General features: G+C 59.5%; 11 protein-coding genes and 3 pseudogenes. 3 read left to right on the top strand and 11 right to left on the bottom strand.

Annotated features, from left to right (window positions below; all coding sequences use genetic code 11):
* Nucleotides 1-182 precede the first annotated feature (182 nt).
* A complete protein-coding gene (locus NKI15_RS22310; RefSeq protein ID WP_352886974.1) occupies nt 183-341 on the top strand; it encodes a hypothetical protein in 159 nt (52 codons plus the stop codon).
* A gap of 17 nt (nt 342-358) precedes the next feature.
* On the opposite strand, the gene NKI15_RS22305 is transcribed toward NKI15_RS22310, so the two are convergent.
* From NKI15_RS22305 to NKI15_RS22295, 3 genes are all read right to left on the bottom strand, one after another.
* A complete protein-coding gene (locus tag NKI15_RS22305) occupies nt 359-721 on the bottom strand; it encodes a helix-turn-helix domain-containing protein (RefSeq protein ID WP_352886972.1) in 363 nt (120 codons plus the stop codon).
* A gap of 396 nt (nt 722-1,117) precedes the next feature.
* Nucleotides 1,118-1,321: a CsbD family protein gene (locus tag NKI15_RS22300; protein ID WP_023673385.1), complete on the bottom strand. Its 204-nt coding sequence runs from the start codon at nt 1,319-1,321 to the stop codon at nt 1,118-1,120.
* A 143-nt stretch (nt 1,322-1,464) separates the two neighbouring features.
* Nucleotides 1,465-1,749, bottom strand: a complete 285-nt coding sequence (locus NKI15_RS22295) for an Hpt domain-containing protein (protein ID WP_352841960.1) — start codon at nt 1,747-1,749, stop codon at nt 1,465-1,467.
* 252 nt (nt 1,750-2,001) lie between these two features.
* Between NKI15_RS22295 and NKI15_RS22290 the strand changes: the two genes are divergently transcribed.
* Nucleotides 2,002-2,910 carry a tyrosine-type recombinase/integrase gene (locus NKI15_RS22290; protein ID WP_352886969.1) on the top strand — a complete coding sequence of 303 codons (909 nt, stop codon included), beginning with the start codon at nt 2,002-2,004 and terminating at the stop codon, nt 2,908-2,910.
* 3 nt (nt 2,911-2,913) lie between these two features.
* A pseudogene (locus NKI15_RS22285) lies at nt 2,914-4,106 on the top strand (IS91 family transposase).
* A 420-nt stretch (nt 4,107-4,526) separates the two neighbouring features.
* On the opposite strand, the gene NKI15_RS22280 reads toward NKI15_RS22285, so the two are convergent.
* The 8 genes and pseudogenes from NKI15_RS22280 to NKI15_RS22245 form a co-directional block, all read right to left on the bottom strand.
* The gene (locus tag NKI15_RS22280; RefSeq protein ID WP_352841961.1) at nt 4,527-6,464 is read right to left on the bottom strand and encodes a DUF3732 domain-containing protein; all 1,938 of its coding nucleotides are present in this window, start codon (nt 6,462-6,464) and stop codon (nt 4,527-4,529) included.
* The gene (locus NKI15_RS22275) at nt 6,461-6,940 is read right to left on the bottom strand and encodes a three component ABC system middle component (RefSeq protein ID WP_352886965.1); all 480 of its coding nucleotides are present in this window, start codon (nt 6,938-6,940) and stop codon (nt 6,461-6,463) included. The genes NKI15_RS22280 and NKI15_RS22275 overlap by 4 nt, the downstream gene beginning before the upstream one ends.
* Before the next feature lie 2 nt (nt 6,941-6,942).
* Complete coding sequence (locus NKI15_RS22270) at nt 6,943-8,154, bottom strand: ABC-three component system protein (protein WP_352886963.1); 1,212 nt, start codon at nt 8,152-8,154, stop codon at nt 6,943-6,945.
* 349 nt (nt 8,155-8,503) lie between these two features.
* Nucleotides 8,504-9,838 (bottom strand): hypothetical protein, encoded by a 1,335-nt coding sequence (locus tag NKI15_RS22265; protein ID WP_352886961.1) that lies wholly within the window; start codon nt 9,836-9,838, stop codon nt 8,504-8,506.
* Between the two features lie 795 nt (nt 9,839-10,633).
* Nucleotides 10,634-11,828, bottom strand: a pseudogene (locus NKI15_RS22260) (IS91 family transposase).
* Between the two features lie 3 nt (nt 11,829-11,831).
* A pseudogene (locus tag NKI15_RS22255) lies at nt 11,832-12,739 on the bottom strand (site-specific integrase).
* Between the two features lie 1,178 nt (nt 12,740-13,917).
* The gene (locus NKI15_RS22250) at nt 13,918-15,231 is read right to left on the bottom strand and encodes an HlyD family type I secretion periplasmic adaptor subunit (RefSeq protein ID WP_352886958.1); all 1,314 of its coding nucleotides are present in this window, start codon (nt 15,229-15,231) and stop codon (nt 13,918-13,920) included.
* The coding region (locus NKI15_RS22245; protein ID WP_352886955.1) for a type I secretion system permease/ATPase at nt 15,218-16,309 on the bottom strand (1,092 nt) is incomplete at its 5' end. The genes NKI15_RS22250 and NKI15_RS22245, both read right to left, overlap by 14 nt.

Below are 16,309 nucleotides of genomic sequence, written 5' to 3'. Positions count from 1 at the left end.
AGGTCGGCTATTCTGGTTATGCCCGGCCTAACCCGTCGCAGCGGCAAAAGTTCCGGAAAGGCGTGCCCGTTGTCCGATCGCCCGCTCGCATTTTTGTACAACATATTCCTGACTTCCATTAGCATCCCCTCATGGCAACTCTGCGGTACGGCGTAAGGCGGGAACCGGATGGGACGTGGACGGTGTTCGACGTGTTCACCGGGCTGCCGGCTATTGTAGCGGGCCACCCATCTGTCGACCTTCCCGACATGGAGTATGCCGAAGAGCTGGCCGCCATCCTGAATGCCAACGACCTGAAGCAGAGGCTATCTCAAGGGGGGTTCCCCGGAGGGTTCGCCTGACTGAAGTCGGAACAAAGTCAGTGAACAACCGCCCTTGTCAGCGGCCGCTTTAGAGATCGGGTTGCAGAGTGTACCCGGGCTTTTCCCCTTATGATTTTTTCTCCCAGCGGCGCCACTGTGTTATCGGCGGCGAGGCCGCTATCACCTGCTGAGCGGGCTAGCGATGGAGTGCCTTCGACGGTGAAGACGATTCCGGCATCCTCAAACGGCTTGCGGATGGCGGCGAGGTTGTGGGGACGCGGTTTCCTGAATGCGTTCTCAAGATCGCTGATCACCATTTCGCTAAGATTGGCCTTTGCGGCAAGTCGCACACGCGACCAGTTCAGTAGGGCTCGTGCTGCTTTAGATTGATCTGCGGAGGGTACGGTTCGGCTGTCCATAGACAGTCGAACATTCAGTATCGCTAAAATGTTCCTCTTGACCTTCTGCGATTTCTCTAACGGCGTTAGGCCGGCCTCTCGGGTAACGCGGCGGGGCTTTCTAATAACCTTGCGGAACGCTGATCGTCACGCCGCAACGTCTTCTTTTTCGGCTTGGTCTTCTCAACCAGATCTGGCCTTTTCGCTATCAGGTAGTCAGCCTTGTTCGTTCGATAATCTTGTTTGTGGATGGACATTTCTACAATCTCCATTGTGGAGATCAACGCGGCCGGAAGCCGACACGTTCCCAAAAATCGCTTGTTCAAGGCCGAGCCGAACGGCGCACGGATGCCAAAAACGCGAAAAGGGCGCGGTTCGTGACGCGCCCTTTATTTGAACAGGCTCAACTGTCGTATCCTACGAGTCTTGTCGGCCATACCAGTCGTCGACGTCTCGCCGCACGCGATCCTTCTCAATGCCGTAGCGCTCCTGGATCGTACCTTCGAGCTGATCGCGGTTGCCGGCTATGCGGTCGAGATCATCATCAGTGAGCTTGCCCCACTGCTCCTTGACCTTGCCTTTGAATTGCTTCCAATTTCCTTCGACGCGGTTCCAGTCCATGATGGCGATCTCCTTTCGTTTTCCTTTTGAATAACGGTCGTAGTGGCCATCAGGTTCCGCTGCAGGTAAGCGCCGACCAAAGCTGGGGCGAGATGACCAGGACCGGCCTGACTGGCCCCAAGAAGTGAGTCCAGCCAGTTGCATCACCGCAGCGTCCGCTCGATTTCAGTTATAAGCGCATCGATCGCGGCATGCACGGCTCCGTCATCCGCCTGCTCGATCAGCGATGTTTCCAGTGCCGATGCCTGCACGCTGACCTCCGCAAACCCGAAGGTTCCCGCGGCTCCAGCGAGCGAGTGCGCCGTCCCAATCAGCGAGTCGTTGGAGCCCTTCAAAAGGACTGTGTGACGCGCCGCCTTCAACTCCGCTAGTTGAGCGGCGCAGCGGGCCAGGAAACGTTGCCGTAGGGGGGCGAAGGGATCTTCCAAAATGGGAGGCGCTCCACGGCCAGGTTTCAGAGGTATTCAAGCAGAAAATTCGGTGGAGTGAAACGAGCTGCTTGGCACGTCAGAGCGGACTAGAGTGGGCCGTGCCCCAACAAACGGCAGCTTCGCGCCTCATGCACGAACCCGCTTCGCGGGAGGGGCGCCTCGGCCTGTGATGGCGCGACAGGCATTTGACTTGAGCGGGTAGAGGCGTCGACCTGACCATGGAGTTCCCTTCAACGAGAGGAACTCGCCATGGCTACCCTGTCGACCGATGCACCAATCTCTCCGCTTCGCCAGCGCATGCAGCACGACATGCTCATGCGTGGCCTGGGCTCCCATACCCAGCAGGACTACTACGTTCGTCACGTCCGGCGCTTCGCTGCGTTCCTTTGCCGCTCGCCCAACACTGCGACGGCTGCGGACATCCGTCGATTCCAGTTGCATCAGCATGAGAGCGGCGTCGGCCCTGCGACGATCAATGGCGCGGTCTCGGCATTGCGGTTCCTGTTCCTCGTGACGCTGAAGCGGCGGGATCTGGCGCGTGCGCTGGTGATCATGAGGCATCAGCGCAAGCTTCCCGACGTGCTGAGCGTGGAGGAAGCGGCGCGGCTGCTCGAAGCCGCACCAAGCATCAAGTATAAGGCCGCGCTCGGCGTCGCCTATGGCGCTGGTCTGCGCGTGTCCGAGGTCGCACACCTCAAGGTCGACGATGTCGATAGCACACGCATGCTGATCCGCGTCGAGCAGGGCAAGGGCCGTAGGGACCGTAATGCGATGCTCTCGCCGCAACTGCTTGAGCTGCTGCGGCTATGGTGGCGCGAAGGCAGGCGGCGCGGGGTGATGCTCCCGCATGGCTGGCTGTTCCCGGGGCGCAGCTGCACGGCGCCGATCTCGTCGCGGCAATTGCACCGCGCAGTCCAGGAGGCTGCCGAGGTCGCCGGCATCCGCAAACGCGTCAGCCCGCACACGCTACGCCACAGCTTCGCCACCCACCTGCTCGAACAGGATGTCGACATCCGCGTCATCCAGGTGCTGCTTGGTCACAGCAAACTCGATACGACCGCGCTCTACACCAAGGGCTCGACGCGGACGATCCATGCGGACGCAGGGCCGCTCGACCGGCTCATGGCGCTGATGGAAGGCAAGACGCCGCCCGGCTGAGCCTTGCGCACGTCTGTCGAGGTCGCCGACATCTTCCGTGCTGCCGGCCCCGCCTATCGGGCCGCCAATGCAGGTCATCTGAGCCTCATCCAGCTCAAAGTGATGTCGGCGATCGAGCATTGTCGCACCGCTGCATTGGGTGGTCATGTCGAAGCCTGTGCGGACTGCGGCCAATGGCGCATCGCCTACAACAGCTGCCGCAACCGGCACTGTCCCAAGTGCCAGGGCGCGGCCGCACGTACATGGCTCGCCGAGCGCGAAGCCGACCTGCTGCCAGTCGGCTACTTCAACGTCGTGTTCACGCTGCCCGCCGAGGTCGCCGACATCGCCTTCCATAACAAGGCGCTAGTCTATGATCTGCTGTTCAAGGCGGCATCGGAGACGATGCTGACGATCGCCGCCGATCCCAAGCACCTCGGCGCACGCATCGGCATCACGGCCGTGCTTCACACATGGGGATCGGCGATGACGCACCATCCTCATGTCCACATGATCGTGCCGGGCGGCGGCATCGCGCCGGACGGGTCACGCTGGATATCGTCGCGGCCGGCCTTCCTTCTCCCAGTCAGAGTACTGGGCAAGCTGTTCCGCCGTCTGTTCCTGACCCGGCTGGTCGCGCTGCACGACGCCGGTCGGTTCGCCTCTTCGGATCGATGGCGCACCTGACTGACCGTCGGGCCTTCCTGCGTCATCTGAAGCGTGTTCGCAGCAAGCGCTGGGCGGTCTATGCCAAGCCGCCCTTCGCCGGCCCCCAAGCGGTGCTCGCCTACCTGTCGCGCTACACTCACCGGGTCCCCATCTCGAACCGCCGCCTGATCGCCTTCGACAAGGCTGGAGTCACCTTCCGCTATAAGGACTGTCGCCGTGACGGTGTCGAGCGCCAGCGCGCCATGACGCTTGCCGCCGACGAGTTCATCCGCCGCTTCCTGCTCCATGTCCTGCCGCGTGGGTTCCACCGCATCCGTCACTATGGGCTGCTCGCCAGCTCCGCCCGCAAGACCAGCCTCGCACTCGCGCGCGAACTGCTGAACGTCGCTCCGCCGCCCGAAGACCACACTCCGGAAGAACCGGCTGACGTCCGCCCGCCTTGCCCTTGCTGCGGCGGACGCATGGTCGTCATCGAGAGGTTCGAACGGTGGTGCCAGCCTCGTGCACCGCCTGCCTCAAGAGCGCCGAACAGGGAGAACGCTCCATGACCCGGCATGGCCAAGTTGCTCTTATGACCGCGCCACGCCGGCACCGGTCAACGGGATGTTATGTGCACGTTGCCGTGGCGCTGGTCATCACGCACACCAATCCCGTCGGAATCAACGCTACCGGCTCTGCGACCTGGCCCGGAAGCCGCTTCTACGACATGCCCACCGCATCCTATGCGGAAGTTCGCGACAGGCGCTGGCCCACCTCGAGGCACAAATCCCCATAGGTAATCGTCTGCGGCCCGCGGGTTCCTGCATGAGAGACTTTCGTACGCCTGACGACACCCGAAACCCTTCAGCGTCTCGGTCGTTAGCGGTTCGCGATTCTATCCTGAAAGCAGTCGCTCACAGCAAGCGGAGAAATGGGGCGGCTTAAGCTCGAAACATCAGCATCTTCCAGTTGCTGGGGTGCTTATCCGATCAGGCTCTTAGAGGCCAGTCAGAGGGAATGAGCTTGATTCCGGATGCCTTCGTCCATCTGCCCTTTACGGCTGCAACATATTCCGGATCTTCCTCGATATAGGCGTGTTCGATGAGGATGATCTGCAGGCCCGCTTGGCGTGCCGTTTCGTCAAACAGAAAACGGACGATCTGCTGCATCGCGACCTGATCGTCATCCTTCTCCATTTCCTGGAGCCGCTTTTCGTCGCCACCTTTGGGGTAGTAGGGACGGCTAATCTGATCGATGACGAGAACGCCCGGGACGGGCGCTACGATGGTCTCGAAGAGCTTGTGCAGTGAGAAGGACAGGGCGAGATGGATAGCCAGGTAATTTTGGTCTGAACCTATCTCGGCCATTGTGAGAACCGCTCGACGAGATGGCTCGATCACCGAAATGTTTGGGGTTGAAGAGAACACTACTCGCGAGCCCGTAGCTGGCACCACAGTGGGAAGGTCATCAAGCATCTCGGTCGCAAAGCCGCTGACCATGTTCTCCGCGTCGCGAAGACGGTCCTTTCGGGCCTGCGGATCGACCTGATCCCTCAAGTCTTCGATCCGGGCCAAGAGCGATTCGGTATTCGTCGAAGTCGCCTGGAAGTCTTTCGCCGTTGTCTCGAGGAATTGGTCGATACGGCCCACGACACGAGCCCTCTCCTGTAGAAGAGACCCTGTCTTCACCGCCTCTTCCTCTACCCGGACGAGCCCGCTGATTTGCTCTTCGACTTCCCTCAGGCGGCCGGACTTAGAGCCGATCAAGTTTTCGATATGTCCTGAATGTGCGTCTAGACGAGGACGCATCCCGTCGACCGCGAGAACCTCGTTTGAAACGATCGTTAAAGAATTGCGTATTTGCTCCGCCATTACCTGGCCTGCGGCATTCTCAGCATCACATACGGGACACCGCCCGTCTTCGAGCTTTAGGTGCTCGACCAGACGCAACTTGTGAGACTGCCCAGACACTGCCGATTCGTAGCCGACCGCCTCGCGGATAGTCTGCCTGAGCATCTGACGCTTACCTCTCAGCGCCTGCAATTCGGAAACCAGTTCTCGCCGTTCTTCCTCAAGGACTGCCCGAGCCTCCGAATCTCTGGTGTCTGATGAATCGACCTCATTGCCCGCGACTTCAGCGAGCTGGTTAAGGAGGCTTTGGTCGGACGCATCTGTGGAAGGCAATTCGGCAAGCAAGCCGACACTTTGCGCCTGCGTCAAAAGCGCCATCGAGCGCTGCGTCAAGAGGCTTTGGCTCCGCTCCTGTGCTTTCGCCTCCCGTTCGATCCTCGCCAGCGCGGCTTCAAGTTGTCGAAGCGTCCGCGCGGCGAGCACACTCTCCTGATCGATAGCGCCGAGAAAGTAGGGAATAGTCGCCTTGATGTCCTTTGCTTTTTCCGGTCGGTTCAGGTCGTGCAGCAGTGTCGTCCTACTAATGATGACGTCTCCAGACAAAAAGATGTAGGGAGGTACGTCACGGATGGTCGCGCGCCCCTTTTCAGACTTGGCGGCGATGGCCGGGTCGTCGGTGCCTTGAATGCCGAACGCCTTTTCGATCAATTCGCGTGCAGTCTCTCGATTGGTCGGGCCCTCAAGCTCTTCGGATGTGTCCGGAAGAGTAAGGTTTCGACCTGACCGAACGTACATCAGGCTGGTGCCGCTTCCCGCTTTTGGAATCTTTCTACCAACGACAAGGTCCGTCTCACCCAGCGCCCAGTGAATAGCCACGGCTTCGGCGTGGTTGCGTACGAAGAATGGTAGATTGCAGTCCTTCGACCCAAGGCAGTAATCGATCGCGTCTATGATCGCGGACTTGCCTGTCCCCGATGCACCGGTGATTACATTGACCTTGCCGACATCAAATTCGAGTGTCCTGCGCCTTCCACCGACACCAAAGAATGCAATCTCACGAATGTTCCAACGAGTCACGGCGTCACTCCGAACGCGGAAAAGATTGTTCCAGCTGATCCCGCCTTGCCCATCCAGGTGCCGAGCCGCTCCGCGCGTTTTACGGCGCGCTTCGGTTTCTCTGGCAAGTCGGCAATCGGCGCTTTCGGCGCTTTCCGAGTGCCGAGGCAGATGGTCCCATCGGAATTGAACGATAAGGCCTTTGTACTAAGTCCGAACCGTACCGCCGCTGATACGATGTCCTTCGAGGCGTCTAACCGGGCACCCAAGCCTAGACGAACATCTGGATATCGGTTGAGCCAAGACAGGAGACCTGTTGTAGCGGCCGTCTCCTCGAAGGACGTTTCCAGGTCGTCGGAAAGAGCGAGCGGCAAGGCGAGGTACGCAAGCGCGAGCTCTGGCGATCTTTTCGAAACCGCATGGTACTTTTCGCAGAATCCAACGAGGCCGAATGTGCCGAAAGCAGGATTGCTTTCCGCGAAAAGATCGTAAGCCAATCTCATTTCTTAAACCCCAGAAGGGCAACATAGTCAGGATGCCAGCCGACTCGTCCGTCAATCGACAGCACGTGATATGTCCCTCTGACGTAACTTGGCGAAGTAACGGTCGGTGTGAGGTATTCGATTTTGTTGGGTGCTTCAAAGAAGCTCCAGTTCAGTAGCTCGCGTCCTCTGGTCTTTTTCTCGTCGTCGGATTTGCCGTCGCACTTTTCGCACATGTCAGCGTGCATGTATGACCACTCCTCGGTCAGCCGATCGTCATACTTGGAAATCTTCTCTTGCCAGGTCGGGTTATCGGTGGACCATCGCGACCGAGATGCACGAGCACGCCATTCATGGGTGATAGCCCTTTGAAGCCAGGATGCAGGTGATTCCACCAGCTTGATCTGGCTCTCGACCATCGGATGCGATCGGTAGGTATCTGGGGGAAGCTCCGTCGCATAATAGTCCACGAGGTTGTCGTGTTCGATATCGGCAACGATCTCCATATGTCGCTTCACGAGCTCGAAGCGGTGGATGGCCTTATCCCGCTTCCCACAGTGCGCATGGATGATCTGGCGATTCCACCACTCCACCATGCGTGACGCTACATCGGACTGATCTTTCGCGAGCACGGAGGTCAGTCTTTTCGCGAGTTCGTCCTCAATGTGTTTGATGTTCTGTTGGCCGGGCATCAATTTGACCCTGCAGAGGATCTCGGCCTGTTTCTCGTCGGAGAGGTTTAGAAATGCCTCGCAGCCCGGAGCGCGTTTCGCATGAGGAAGCGGCACCACCCCTTTCTCCACTGCGTCTGCCCTTTCCTGCACGACACGCTTCGCTTCCTCTCGGAGGGCGATCAGAAGCTCGGCACGGCTTTCTGCGTCGTCGAGAAGGACTTTAAGCGAAGAGGTTGGGGAGATATCTGCGACCGTGACGAGGTGAAGCGATGTCGTGGAAAGGTCAAGATCTGGAAGGACGTCGATCCACGCCTTCAATGTCTTCCAAAGGTTCACACTCGCCAAGCTGATCGCGTCCGGTTTTTTCGACAGCGAATGTTTGAGCTGCTCGAGGATCGTCTGTCCGTTAGTTTCGAGTACAACATCGTCGAGCGTCTCAAGATAGATCACGGCTTCGAGACTTGTCTCACTCCAAAGCCTCAAAAGCGCATATTGGGCCTGGTAAAGAAAACCTAAGGCTGAGGCATCGGCACTGTGGGCGTTCATTTTGATCATTTCGATTCGGAGAAGGCAAACTGAGCCAGCCGTCACTCTAAAAGCACCAATCGGTGTCCAACATCTATAGGAAGATTCATCCCTTGGGGAGGCTCTGGATGGAGTGTCTGATAGCGGCCAGGCAAAGAGCGGTTCGTCTCATTTCAGTATTGGCCGCTTTGATCATTCGATGACCGGTGACCTGCCAGTCCGCTAACCGCCCAAAACTAGACGTCGGGAAATTCGAGGGCAGGGGCAGTCCATGGCGCAGATTGAAGACAGCTTTGCCACCGCCTGAAAGCAGACATTGCCGACGACCACGCTCTTCGTTGATCATTGAGATATATTGGCGTTTCGTTTTGCGGCGCGGCTATTTGCGTTCCAGAAGGTTGGGGTCTTTCATTACCGCAAAAGTGGTTCCCGGCACGAACAGGTGCATCCTGATAGGATCGCTCACGAACACGCGCTTATCAAAAAACTTTGCCACCAACCTGGCCCAGTAGTATGCGCTTTTATCTGCCGCGAACATGAGTGCTGCTCGAAAGTGAGGCGATTTGTCGTCGATCCTCACGAAGGCATCGACCTTGTGAACGTACGGCACACGATCGGGGTCTAACTTTATGATTCGGCTTGTGGAGAACGGAATCTCCCCGGCGCCGCCCTCAATTGGATGAACCGGCAGGGTGGCGCAAAACAGGGAGATATGCTTGACACCACTGGCTTCGCTCTCGATCTGACCGTAGATCATGGCCCAGTTCCAGCCAGTTCCCCAAGGGTTCTCCTCCTCCCAACGGTTAAAGTCCGCTGGCTCCTGCACCGGTTGGGGTTGAACCTGACTTTCCTCGGTAGCGAATTCAGAAAGGGATTTGTAGTTCCGGTATTCGCGTTGAGCGAAGTCCGCCACGCGCTTTCTTAGTACCTCTGTAAGGTCCCACGTTGCAAAGCGGTCGAATGCATCAAAATCACGTCCGAGCTTCAAATTCGAGAAGTCTACACCCTCATATGAGTCAGTGTCGATCCTGGCGCATGCATCCCAATCAACCAACATGACTTTTCCCTCGTGCTCCACAAAGTTGAATCGAATTTTTGCGGACACCGTCGACTCACTGCTCTCATTGATCAACAGAAGCCTTGCAAACTCAGACGGCGAGAAAATCTGTACGTATGGGGTGCGGTCCATCTCCACCCGGGAAACTTCAATGTCGATGCTGGTGATGTCGACGGCTTTCCCAGACTCGGCGACGAGAAAGTCGAGAATGGGATACCCGACGCGCCACCCCATTCCCCCGGATTCGAGTGGGGAAAAGAACTGGTTCACCACCGCAACCTGATACGGCAAACCGTCCCGCGTGCCGCCTTCGCCTGGCCCACCCTTAACATCGACATTGAAATGCGTGGCGCCTTCCAGCCTCTCATTCGCCCCCGCGAATGGAGCAACGTGCGTCTCTAGCGAGATGTCGGGGAAGAGTTTTGCAATGTCCGGCGACGCGGCATCGGCAACACCTACTCCACCCGCGACATAAAACTCGCCCGGATCGCAAAAAGCGTACTTTATGCATGCCGAGTTTATTGCGCTTCCTATCGATCCTATATCGGCCACGAAGGCTGCCACGCCGGCAACAAAAGCGGCAATAGCGACGGCCAAAACTTTTAGGAAGCCACTTTTCGCCTTAGCGCCGACCGCTTCTGATGATCTCTCGTTCAATTGTTTCCTCCTGTACGACAATTAGAGAAGTTCATACCGTTATGGAAGAGCTAAGGTGAACTAATAGCTACGTCAGGCGGAATGTTATTATTGGGTGGAACTAAAGGCGTACGTCAAAGGTTCGGCTCATGCGCTCAATCACAAAGAGCCATGTCTCAAAACGCTAGAGCCAGCAGCTTTCACTGGCGGTGGGAATTGGCGCTACTTGCTCGTTCCCATTAACGAGACGAATTGCGATTTTCCGCACCCATTCTGGACGTTCCTAGACGGTGGTTTGAAGGGCAGCAGAGGGTCAGCTCACGACAATGCTCACGGCTGCCGCAATGTCCGGCCCTGAAGATTTCCCGCCTGAAGCAGCCGGTCCGCAAACGCTCCAAATTGAGACGGTCATGGCCTCGTTGGTGTGTGTCGGCAGTTGGCGCAAAGCGATCCGCAGTAAGCTGGGCATAAGGTCGGCTTTCTAGCCCAGTTATCCCGAAAGCGGACTGTCCACTCTCGTGAAGAGTTTCGGGCGCCGGCAGGCGTACGAAAGTCCCCGAGGAAGGAACCCGCGGGCCACAGGCGATGGTTATGGGGATTTCGATTTGCGGCTGGTGTCAGCGATGGCGCGACCGCCGTTGGGAAGCGGCGGGTTTGATGCGGCCGGACCGTTTCGCCTTTCAGCCACGTGGTATTGTCGGCTCGTCGCGCGGCCGGACGCGACCCGTTCGGCGTCGATGATCACCATGGACACGCGTGGGTCCGTTGCCGAAGGCTGAGTGCCTGCGGCTGAAGGCTGGAGCATGCCATGCCGGGTCATGGAGAGTTCTCCCGGTTCGTCGCCGTGGTGTCCGGCGGTCCGCGCGGCTGTCGCCACCGTTCGAACGTCTCGATGATGATCATGCTTCCGCCGCAGCACCGGCATGGCGGACGGAAGTCAGTCGGTTCTAACGAGTTGTCGTCCTCCGACGGCGCAGCGACGTTCAGCAGTTCGCGGGCGCGTGCGAGGCTGGTCTTGCGAGCGGAGCCGGCGAGCAGGCCGTAGTGACGGATGCGGTGGAAGCCACGTGGCAGGATGTGGAGCAGGAATCGGCGGATAAACTCGTCGGTGGCGAGTGTCATGACCTGCTGCCGATCGGTGCCGTCACGACGATAGTCCTTGTAGCGGAACGTGATCCCTGCCTCATCGAACCGGATGAGGCGGCGGTTCGAGATCGCAACCCGGTGAGTATAGCGGGACAGATAGGCGAGCACCGCCTCCGGCCCGGCGAATGGCGCCTTGGCGTACACCACCCAGCGCTTCTTGCGGACCAGCGACAGGTGCCGCACGAATGCCTGCCGCGCGGACAGGTGCGCCATCGATCCGAAAGAAGGCGAGCCGTCCTGCGTCGTGTAGCGCGACCAGCCGGGTGAGGAAGAGCCGTCGGAACAGCTTGCCGAGTACGCGCACCGGAAGCAGGAAGGCCGACCGAGAAGATATCCAGCGGCTTCCGTCCGGCGCGATGCCGCCGCCCGGCACGATCATGTGCAGGTGCGGATGGTGCGTCATCGCCGATCCCCAGGTGTGGAGCACCGCGGTGATGCCGATGCGCCCGCCGAGGTGTCTTGGGTCGGCGGCGATAGTCAGCATCGTCTCCGCTGCCGCCTTGAACAGCAGGTAGTAGACGAGCGCCTTGTTGTGGAACGCGATGTCAGCGACCTCGGCTGGCAGCGTGAACACGACGTGGAAGTAGCCGACCGGCAACAGGTCGGCCTCGCGCTCGGCCAGCCAAGTCCTCGCCGCCGCGCCCTGGCACTTCGGGCAGTGCCGGTTGCGGCAGGAGTTGTAGGCGATCCGCCATTGACCGCAGTCCTCGCAAGCCTCGACGTGACCGCCAAGGGCTGCGGTGCGGCAATACTCGATCGCCGACATGACCTTGAGCTGGGCGAGGCTCAGGTGACCTGCATGGGCGGCCCGGTAAGCGGATCCGGCAGCACGGGAGATGTCGGCGACCTCGATCGAGGCGCGCACGGCTCAGATGTCGGGCGAGACCTCTCCCGGCTTGAACAGCCCGAGCTTGTCGAGCGGGCTCGTCACGGCACGCACCGTCCGGGTCGCCACCTTCGCGTAAAGGGCGGTGTTGTTGAGCTTGCATGCCCGAGCAGGACCTGGATGATCCGGATGTCGGTGCCCTCCTCCAGCAGGTGGGTGGCGAACCTGTGGCGCAGCGTGTGCGGCCCGACCCGCTTGGCGATGTCGGCGGCCTGGGCCGCCTCGACGACGATGCGATAGAGCTGCCGCGTGCTGATCGGCTTAATCGCGTGCTGTCCGGGGAACAGCCAGCCGTCGCGGTGCATCACGCCCTGCTGACGTCCGACCTTCCACCACTCACGCAGAAGCGTGAGCAGGTCCTCCGAGAGCATGGCATTGCGATAGCGCCCGCCCTTGCCACGCTCGACGCGCAGCAGCATGCGCTCGCTGTCGACGTCGGCAACCTTCAGCATCGACACCTCGGCGACGCGCAGGCCCGCGCCATAGGCAACCGACAGTGCGGCCTGGTGCTTGAGACACGTGGTGGCGTTGAGCAGCCGGGCCACCTCGTCGCGGCTGAGCACCACGGGCAGGTTGCGCGGATGCGCCAGCCGGACAAGCCTGCGCGCCAGGTCCGGGCGGTCGAGCGTGTGGGTGAAGAAGAAGCGCAGCGCCGACACGATGCTGTTCATCGTTGGCACGGGAACGCCGTCCTCCTGCTGCTCGATCTGGAACCGGCGCAGGTCGTCGGCGGTAGCGGTGTCTGGTGAACGCCCGAGGAATGTCGCCAGGCGTCCGATGTCGCGGAGATAGTTGCGCTGCGTCTCGCGTGAGAAGCGCCGCATATTCATGTCGTCGATCAGCCGCTGGCGCAGCGGGCTGATGGGTGCATCGAGAACGGGGTGCTGCATGGTCAGGCTCCTTGTTGAAGAAGCCCGTCATGCTCTGCCCCCGCTGGACGACGCTCAATGCAGGCGCGACGCCCGGCCTGTGCCCTCTACCTCAATCGCAGGCGCCCTCCCGCGCAGCGGGTTCGTTCTTCGGCCCAAAACCTGCCTGGCAGGTTTGCGCCACCGCCTCTTCCCGGACGTTCGAGCGAACTTTGCCTTCGCTCAAAAGCGGACGTTACAGCAGAGGTTTGCAGACGACCGCCTAGCGCCCCCAATCTAGTATTCATGTGAGAGTTCTCTATGAGCTAAAGCGGACATATGTTCAAAGCACAAATCTGGTCGTTGCCCTCTGAACCAAACGGCCGGTGAGTTAGATTGCATCTGCTATGGACAAGCCCCCTGCACTGATCTCTTGCGACGAGGCCGGTTTTACCGGGCCAAAGCTGCTCGACGACAATCAGCCGATCTTTGCCTATGCCGCGATCGACCTTTCGGCGGAGGAAGCCGACGCCATCGTCAAGGCCATCAAGACAAAGTACCGCGTCCAAGCGCCTGAGCTGAAGTCGAAGCTGCTGCGCAAGCGCGACAACTGGCCGGCCATCGCCTTCGACATCGTGCAGAACATCTCGGGCCGGGCTATTGTGATTGCCGCTGACAAGCGGCTCAATCTCGGCGGCAAGGCGTTCGAATATCTGTTCGAGCCGGTGCTGCAGGCCAAGAATGGGCTGTTCTACCACTACGACCTGCACCGCTTTGTCATGAACGCGATGCACCGCATTCTGTTCGCCGCCGGGCAACCGGTGCCGGCTCTGGCGCACGAGTTGCAGGCGTTGATGAAATCGTTCGATCCGGCCGACGCTCCGACACTGTTTGCGGCGGCCGCCGACGCGAAAGAGAGCAGTAAGATTCTGGACTGCGTGCTGCGCTTTGCCCGCGGGTATGCCGACACCATTGCCGAGCAGACAAAACATCTCAGGGCTGATGAGAGCCAGACAGGGAAGTGGACGCTTGATCTCACCACCACAAGCCTGTTCAGCCTGATCCTGCTAGGCTGGGGTCATCGGCACGAGAAACTCGATATCCTGTGCGACGATTCCAAGCCGCTGCAGGAAATGTGTCTATGCTTTCAGCATCTTTACCACGCACATAGCCTGCGGACAACCAACAGAAATACCAACAATATATTCCCGTGGGTTATTTCATTCCTCCCGGAATGTCCGACTGATTTGGTCCGACAGCGGCTTCACGAAATAGGAAAGCGCCGTACGCTCGCCCGTCTGGACCATCGCTTCGGCCGGCATACCGGGCACGAGCGTCAGGCCCTTGAGCTTCGTCAGTTCCGCCTGCGGAACCGACAGGCGCACCAGGTAGTACGAAATGCCGTTTTTTTCGTCCGTCGCCAGATCGGCTGCGATCCGGCTGACATATCCGTTCAATATCGGCGTGGTTCTCAGATTGAAGGCTGACATCCGCAGCACGGCCTTGTGACCAAGCTGGATTTGGTCGATGTCCTTCGGGGTGATTCGTACTTCAAGTGCAAGATCGTCGCCTTCCGGCACGATTAGCATGATCGGATCGGCGGGCGTAATCACTCCGCCGACCGTATGAACTGCGAGTTGTTGAATGGTGCCTGACTGCGGCGCGACGACATCGATCCGCCGCAGTTCCTGTTCAACCGCCACCTTGCGCTCAACATACTCCCCGACCTGCGCCTGAACCTCTCTGAGCTCCTGGCCGACTTCCGTCTTGAAATCCTGATCGATCTGCGGGATCTGCAGGCGCGTTTCGGCTATGCGGGCTGCCGTCTGTGCCTGATCTGCGATCTTCTCACCGCGTTCGCCACCGAAAGTGGCAACCTGGATCTTCAGGCTGTTCAACCGTTGGACCGAGACAATGCCTTGCTCGCGCAGCCCACTTAGAACAGCAATTTCCTTTTGGAGAACCTCGATCATTTTTTCACAGGCAATTTCCTGCGCCTTGAGTCCTTCGATCTCGTGGTGATATTGAGTAATGCGTTCCGCCAATTGCGCCTGCTTCCCGTCGCGGGATTGCCTGCGGAATTCGAACAGCAACGTCTCGCTATCTATTGCCGAAGCTACGTCTGGAACATCTCTTCGGGCGAGTAGCCAGTCCGGGAAGGCGATTTCCGCGAGATCGTCACGCTCAGCATCGAGTCGTGCCAGGTAGGCGCCCAGCTCATCAAGCCGCTTGGTGACTATGGCGAGATTAGCGCGCGTCTGGGTGGCATCGAGCCGCATGAGGATGTCGCCGGCTTTTACTTTATCGCCTTCGCGCACCAGGATTTCTCCCACCACCCCGCCAGTCGGGTGCTGCACCTTCTTGACATACGAAACGACGACAAAGTGTCCGGACGCTACAACCGCACCGGAGAGATTCGTGAAGGTCGCCCAGGCTCCGGCTCCTGCCACAAAGATCACGCTCGCCAGAAGGCCCGCCACCAGGTGGCGGCGAATGGAGCTTGAAACGTCATTGTTCTGATCAATGCCGGACACCGGTATCCTCCATGTCAGCGCGCTCTGCCACGCGATCCTGTGTAGACTCGATGGCCTTCAGGACTTTGGAACGCGCACCGAATGCTCGCTGCCGTCCACCTTCCATCACCAACACCAAATCCACGGCGCGGATGACGCTCGGCTGATGGCAGACGACAACCGCAATGCCCTTGCGCTCGCGCACGGAGGCGATCGCATTAGCGACTGCAGCTTCGCCTTCCGCATCGAGATGGGTATTGGGTTCATCCAGCACAACAAGGAAAGGGTCTCGATAAAGGGCCCGGGCAAGACCGATAAGCTGGCGCTGCCCGGCGGAAAGTGCCGCTCCGGCCTCACCGACCGGAGTTTCGTATCCGTGCTCAAATCGGAGGATCAGTTCGTGCGTGCCCGCTGCCTTCGCCGCGGCGACAATAGCCTCAGGGTCAGGATCATGTTCAAAACGAGCAATGTTTTCGGCAATGGTGCCGTCGAACAGTTCAACACCTTGTGGCAGATAGCCGATATGACGGCCTAGTGCTTCCCGGTCCCATTGATCGAGGCTTGCGCTGTCAATGCGAACCTTCCCGGCGACCGGCGTCCATGCGCCGACGATGGCGCGCGAGAGTGTCGACTTGCCCGAGCCCGATGGACCGATGACCCCGAGTGCGCTTCCCGCCTGAATGGCAAACGCAAGGCCGGTCACCGTCAGCTTGCTTTCACCGGGCGGAACGATTGTCACGCTTTCGAGGCGCAGTTCGCGTTCAGGTGCAGGCATAGGCACAACAGGAGCGGTTTCAGGAACCTTTTCCAAGAGGTCCTCCAGCCGCGCCCAACCCTGGCGCGCCATGAGGAAGGGTTTCCAGCTTGAAATGGCCAGATCGACCGGAGCCAGCGCACGCCCCATCATTATCGAACTGACAATCATGACCCCGGCCGTAGTCTCCTGCCTGACGACAAGGTACGCACCGACCGTAAGAATGGCCGATTGCACCTGCAGGCGCAAGTCGGCATTGCAACGCGCTGCTTGCAGCAGACCATTGCGTGCCATGTTGTGGGCAACGGTATCGCTTATCGGCCCTTGCGAGAGAGTGTTGGCAAG

Origin of the sequence: Mesorhizobium sp. M0862 (assembly GCF_040319795.1) — a bacterium.
Lineage (GTDB): Bacteria > Pseudomonadota > Alphaproteobacteria > Rhizobiales > Rhizobiaceae > Mesorhizobium.
The sequence above is the reverse complement of the archived record's forward strand: the minus strand, read 5'-3'. Positions and strand labels throughout refer to the sequence as shown.

Bases quoted from the DNA above. Each gene is read 5' to 3' on its own strand.
- NKI15_RS22270 (WP_352886963.1), bottom strand. From the start codon at position 8,154: ATGATCAAAATGAACGCCCACAGTGCCGATGCCTCAGCCTTAGGTTTT.
- NKI15_RS22305 (WP_352886972.1), bottom strand. From the start codon at position 721: ATGGACAGCCGAACCGTACCCTCCGCAGATCAATCTAAAGCAGCACGA.
- NKI15_RS22290 (WP_352886969.1), top strand. From the start codon at position 2,002: ATGGCTACCCTGTCGACCGATGCACCAATCTCTCCGCTTCGCCAGCGC.
- NKI15_RS22300 (WP_023673385.1), bottom strand. From the start codon at position 1,321: ATGGACTGGAACCGCGTCGAAGGAAATTGGAAGCAATTCAAAGGCAAG.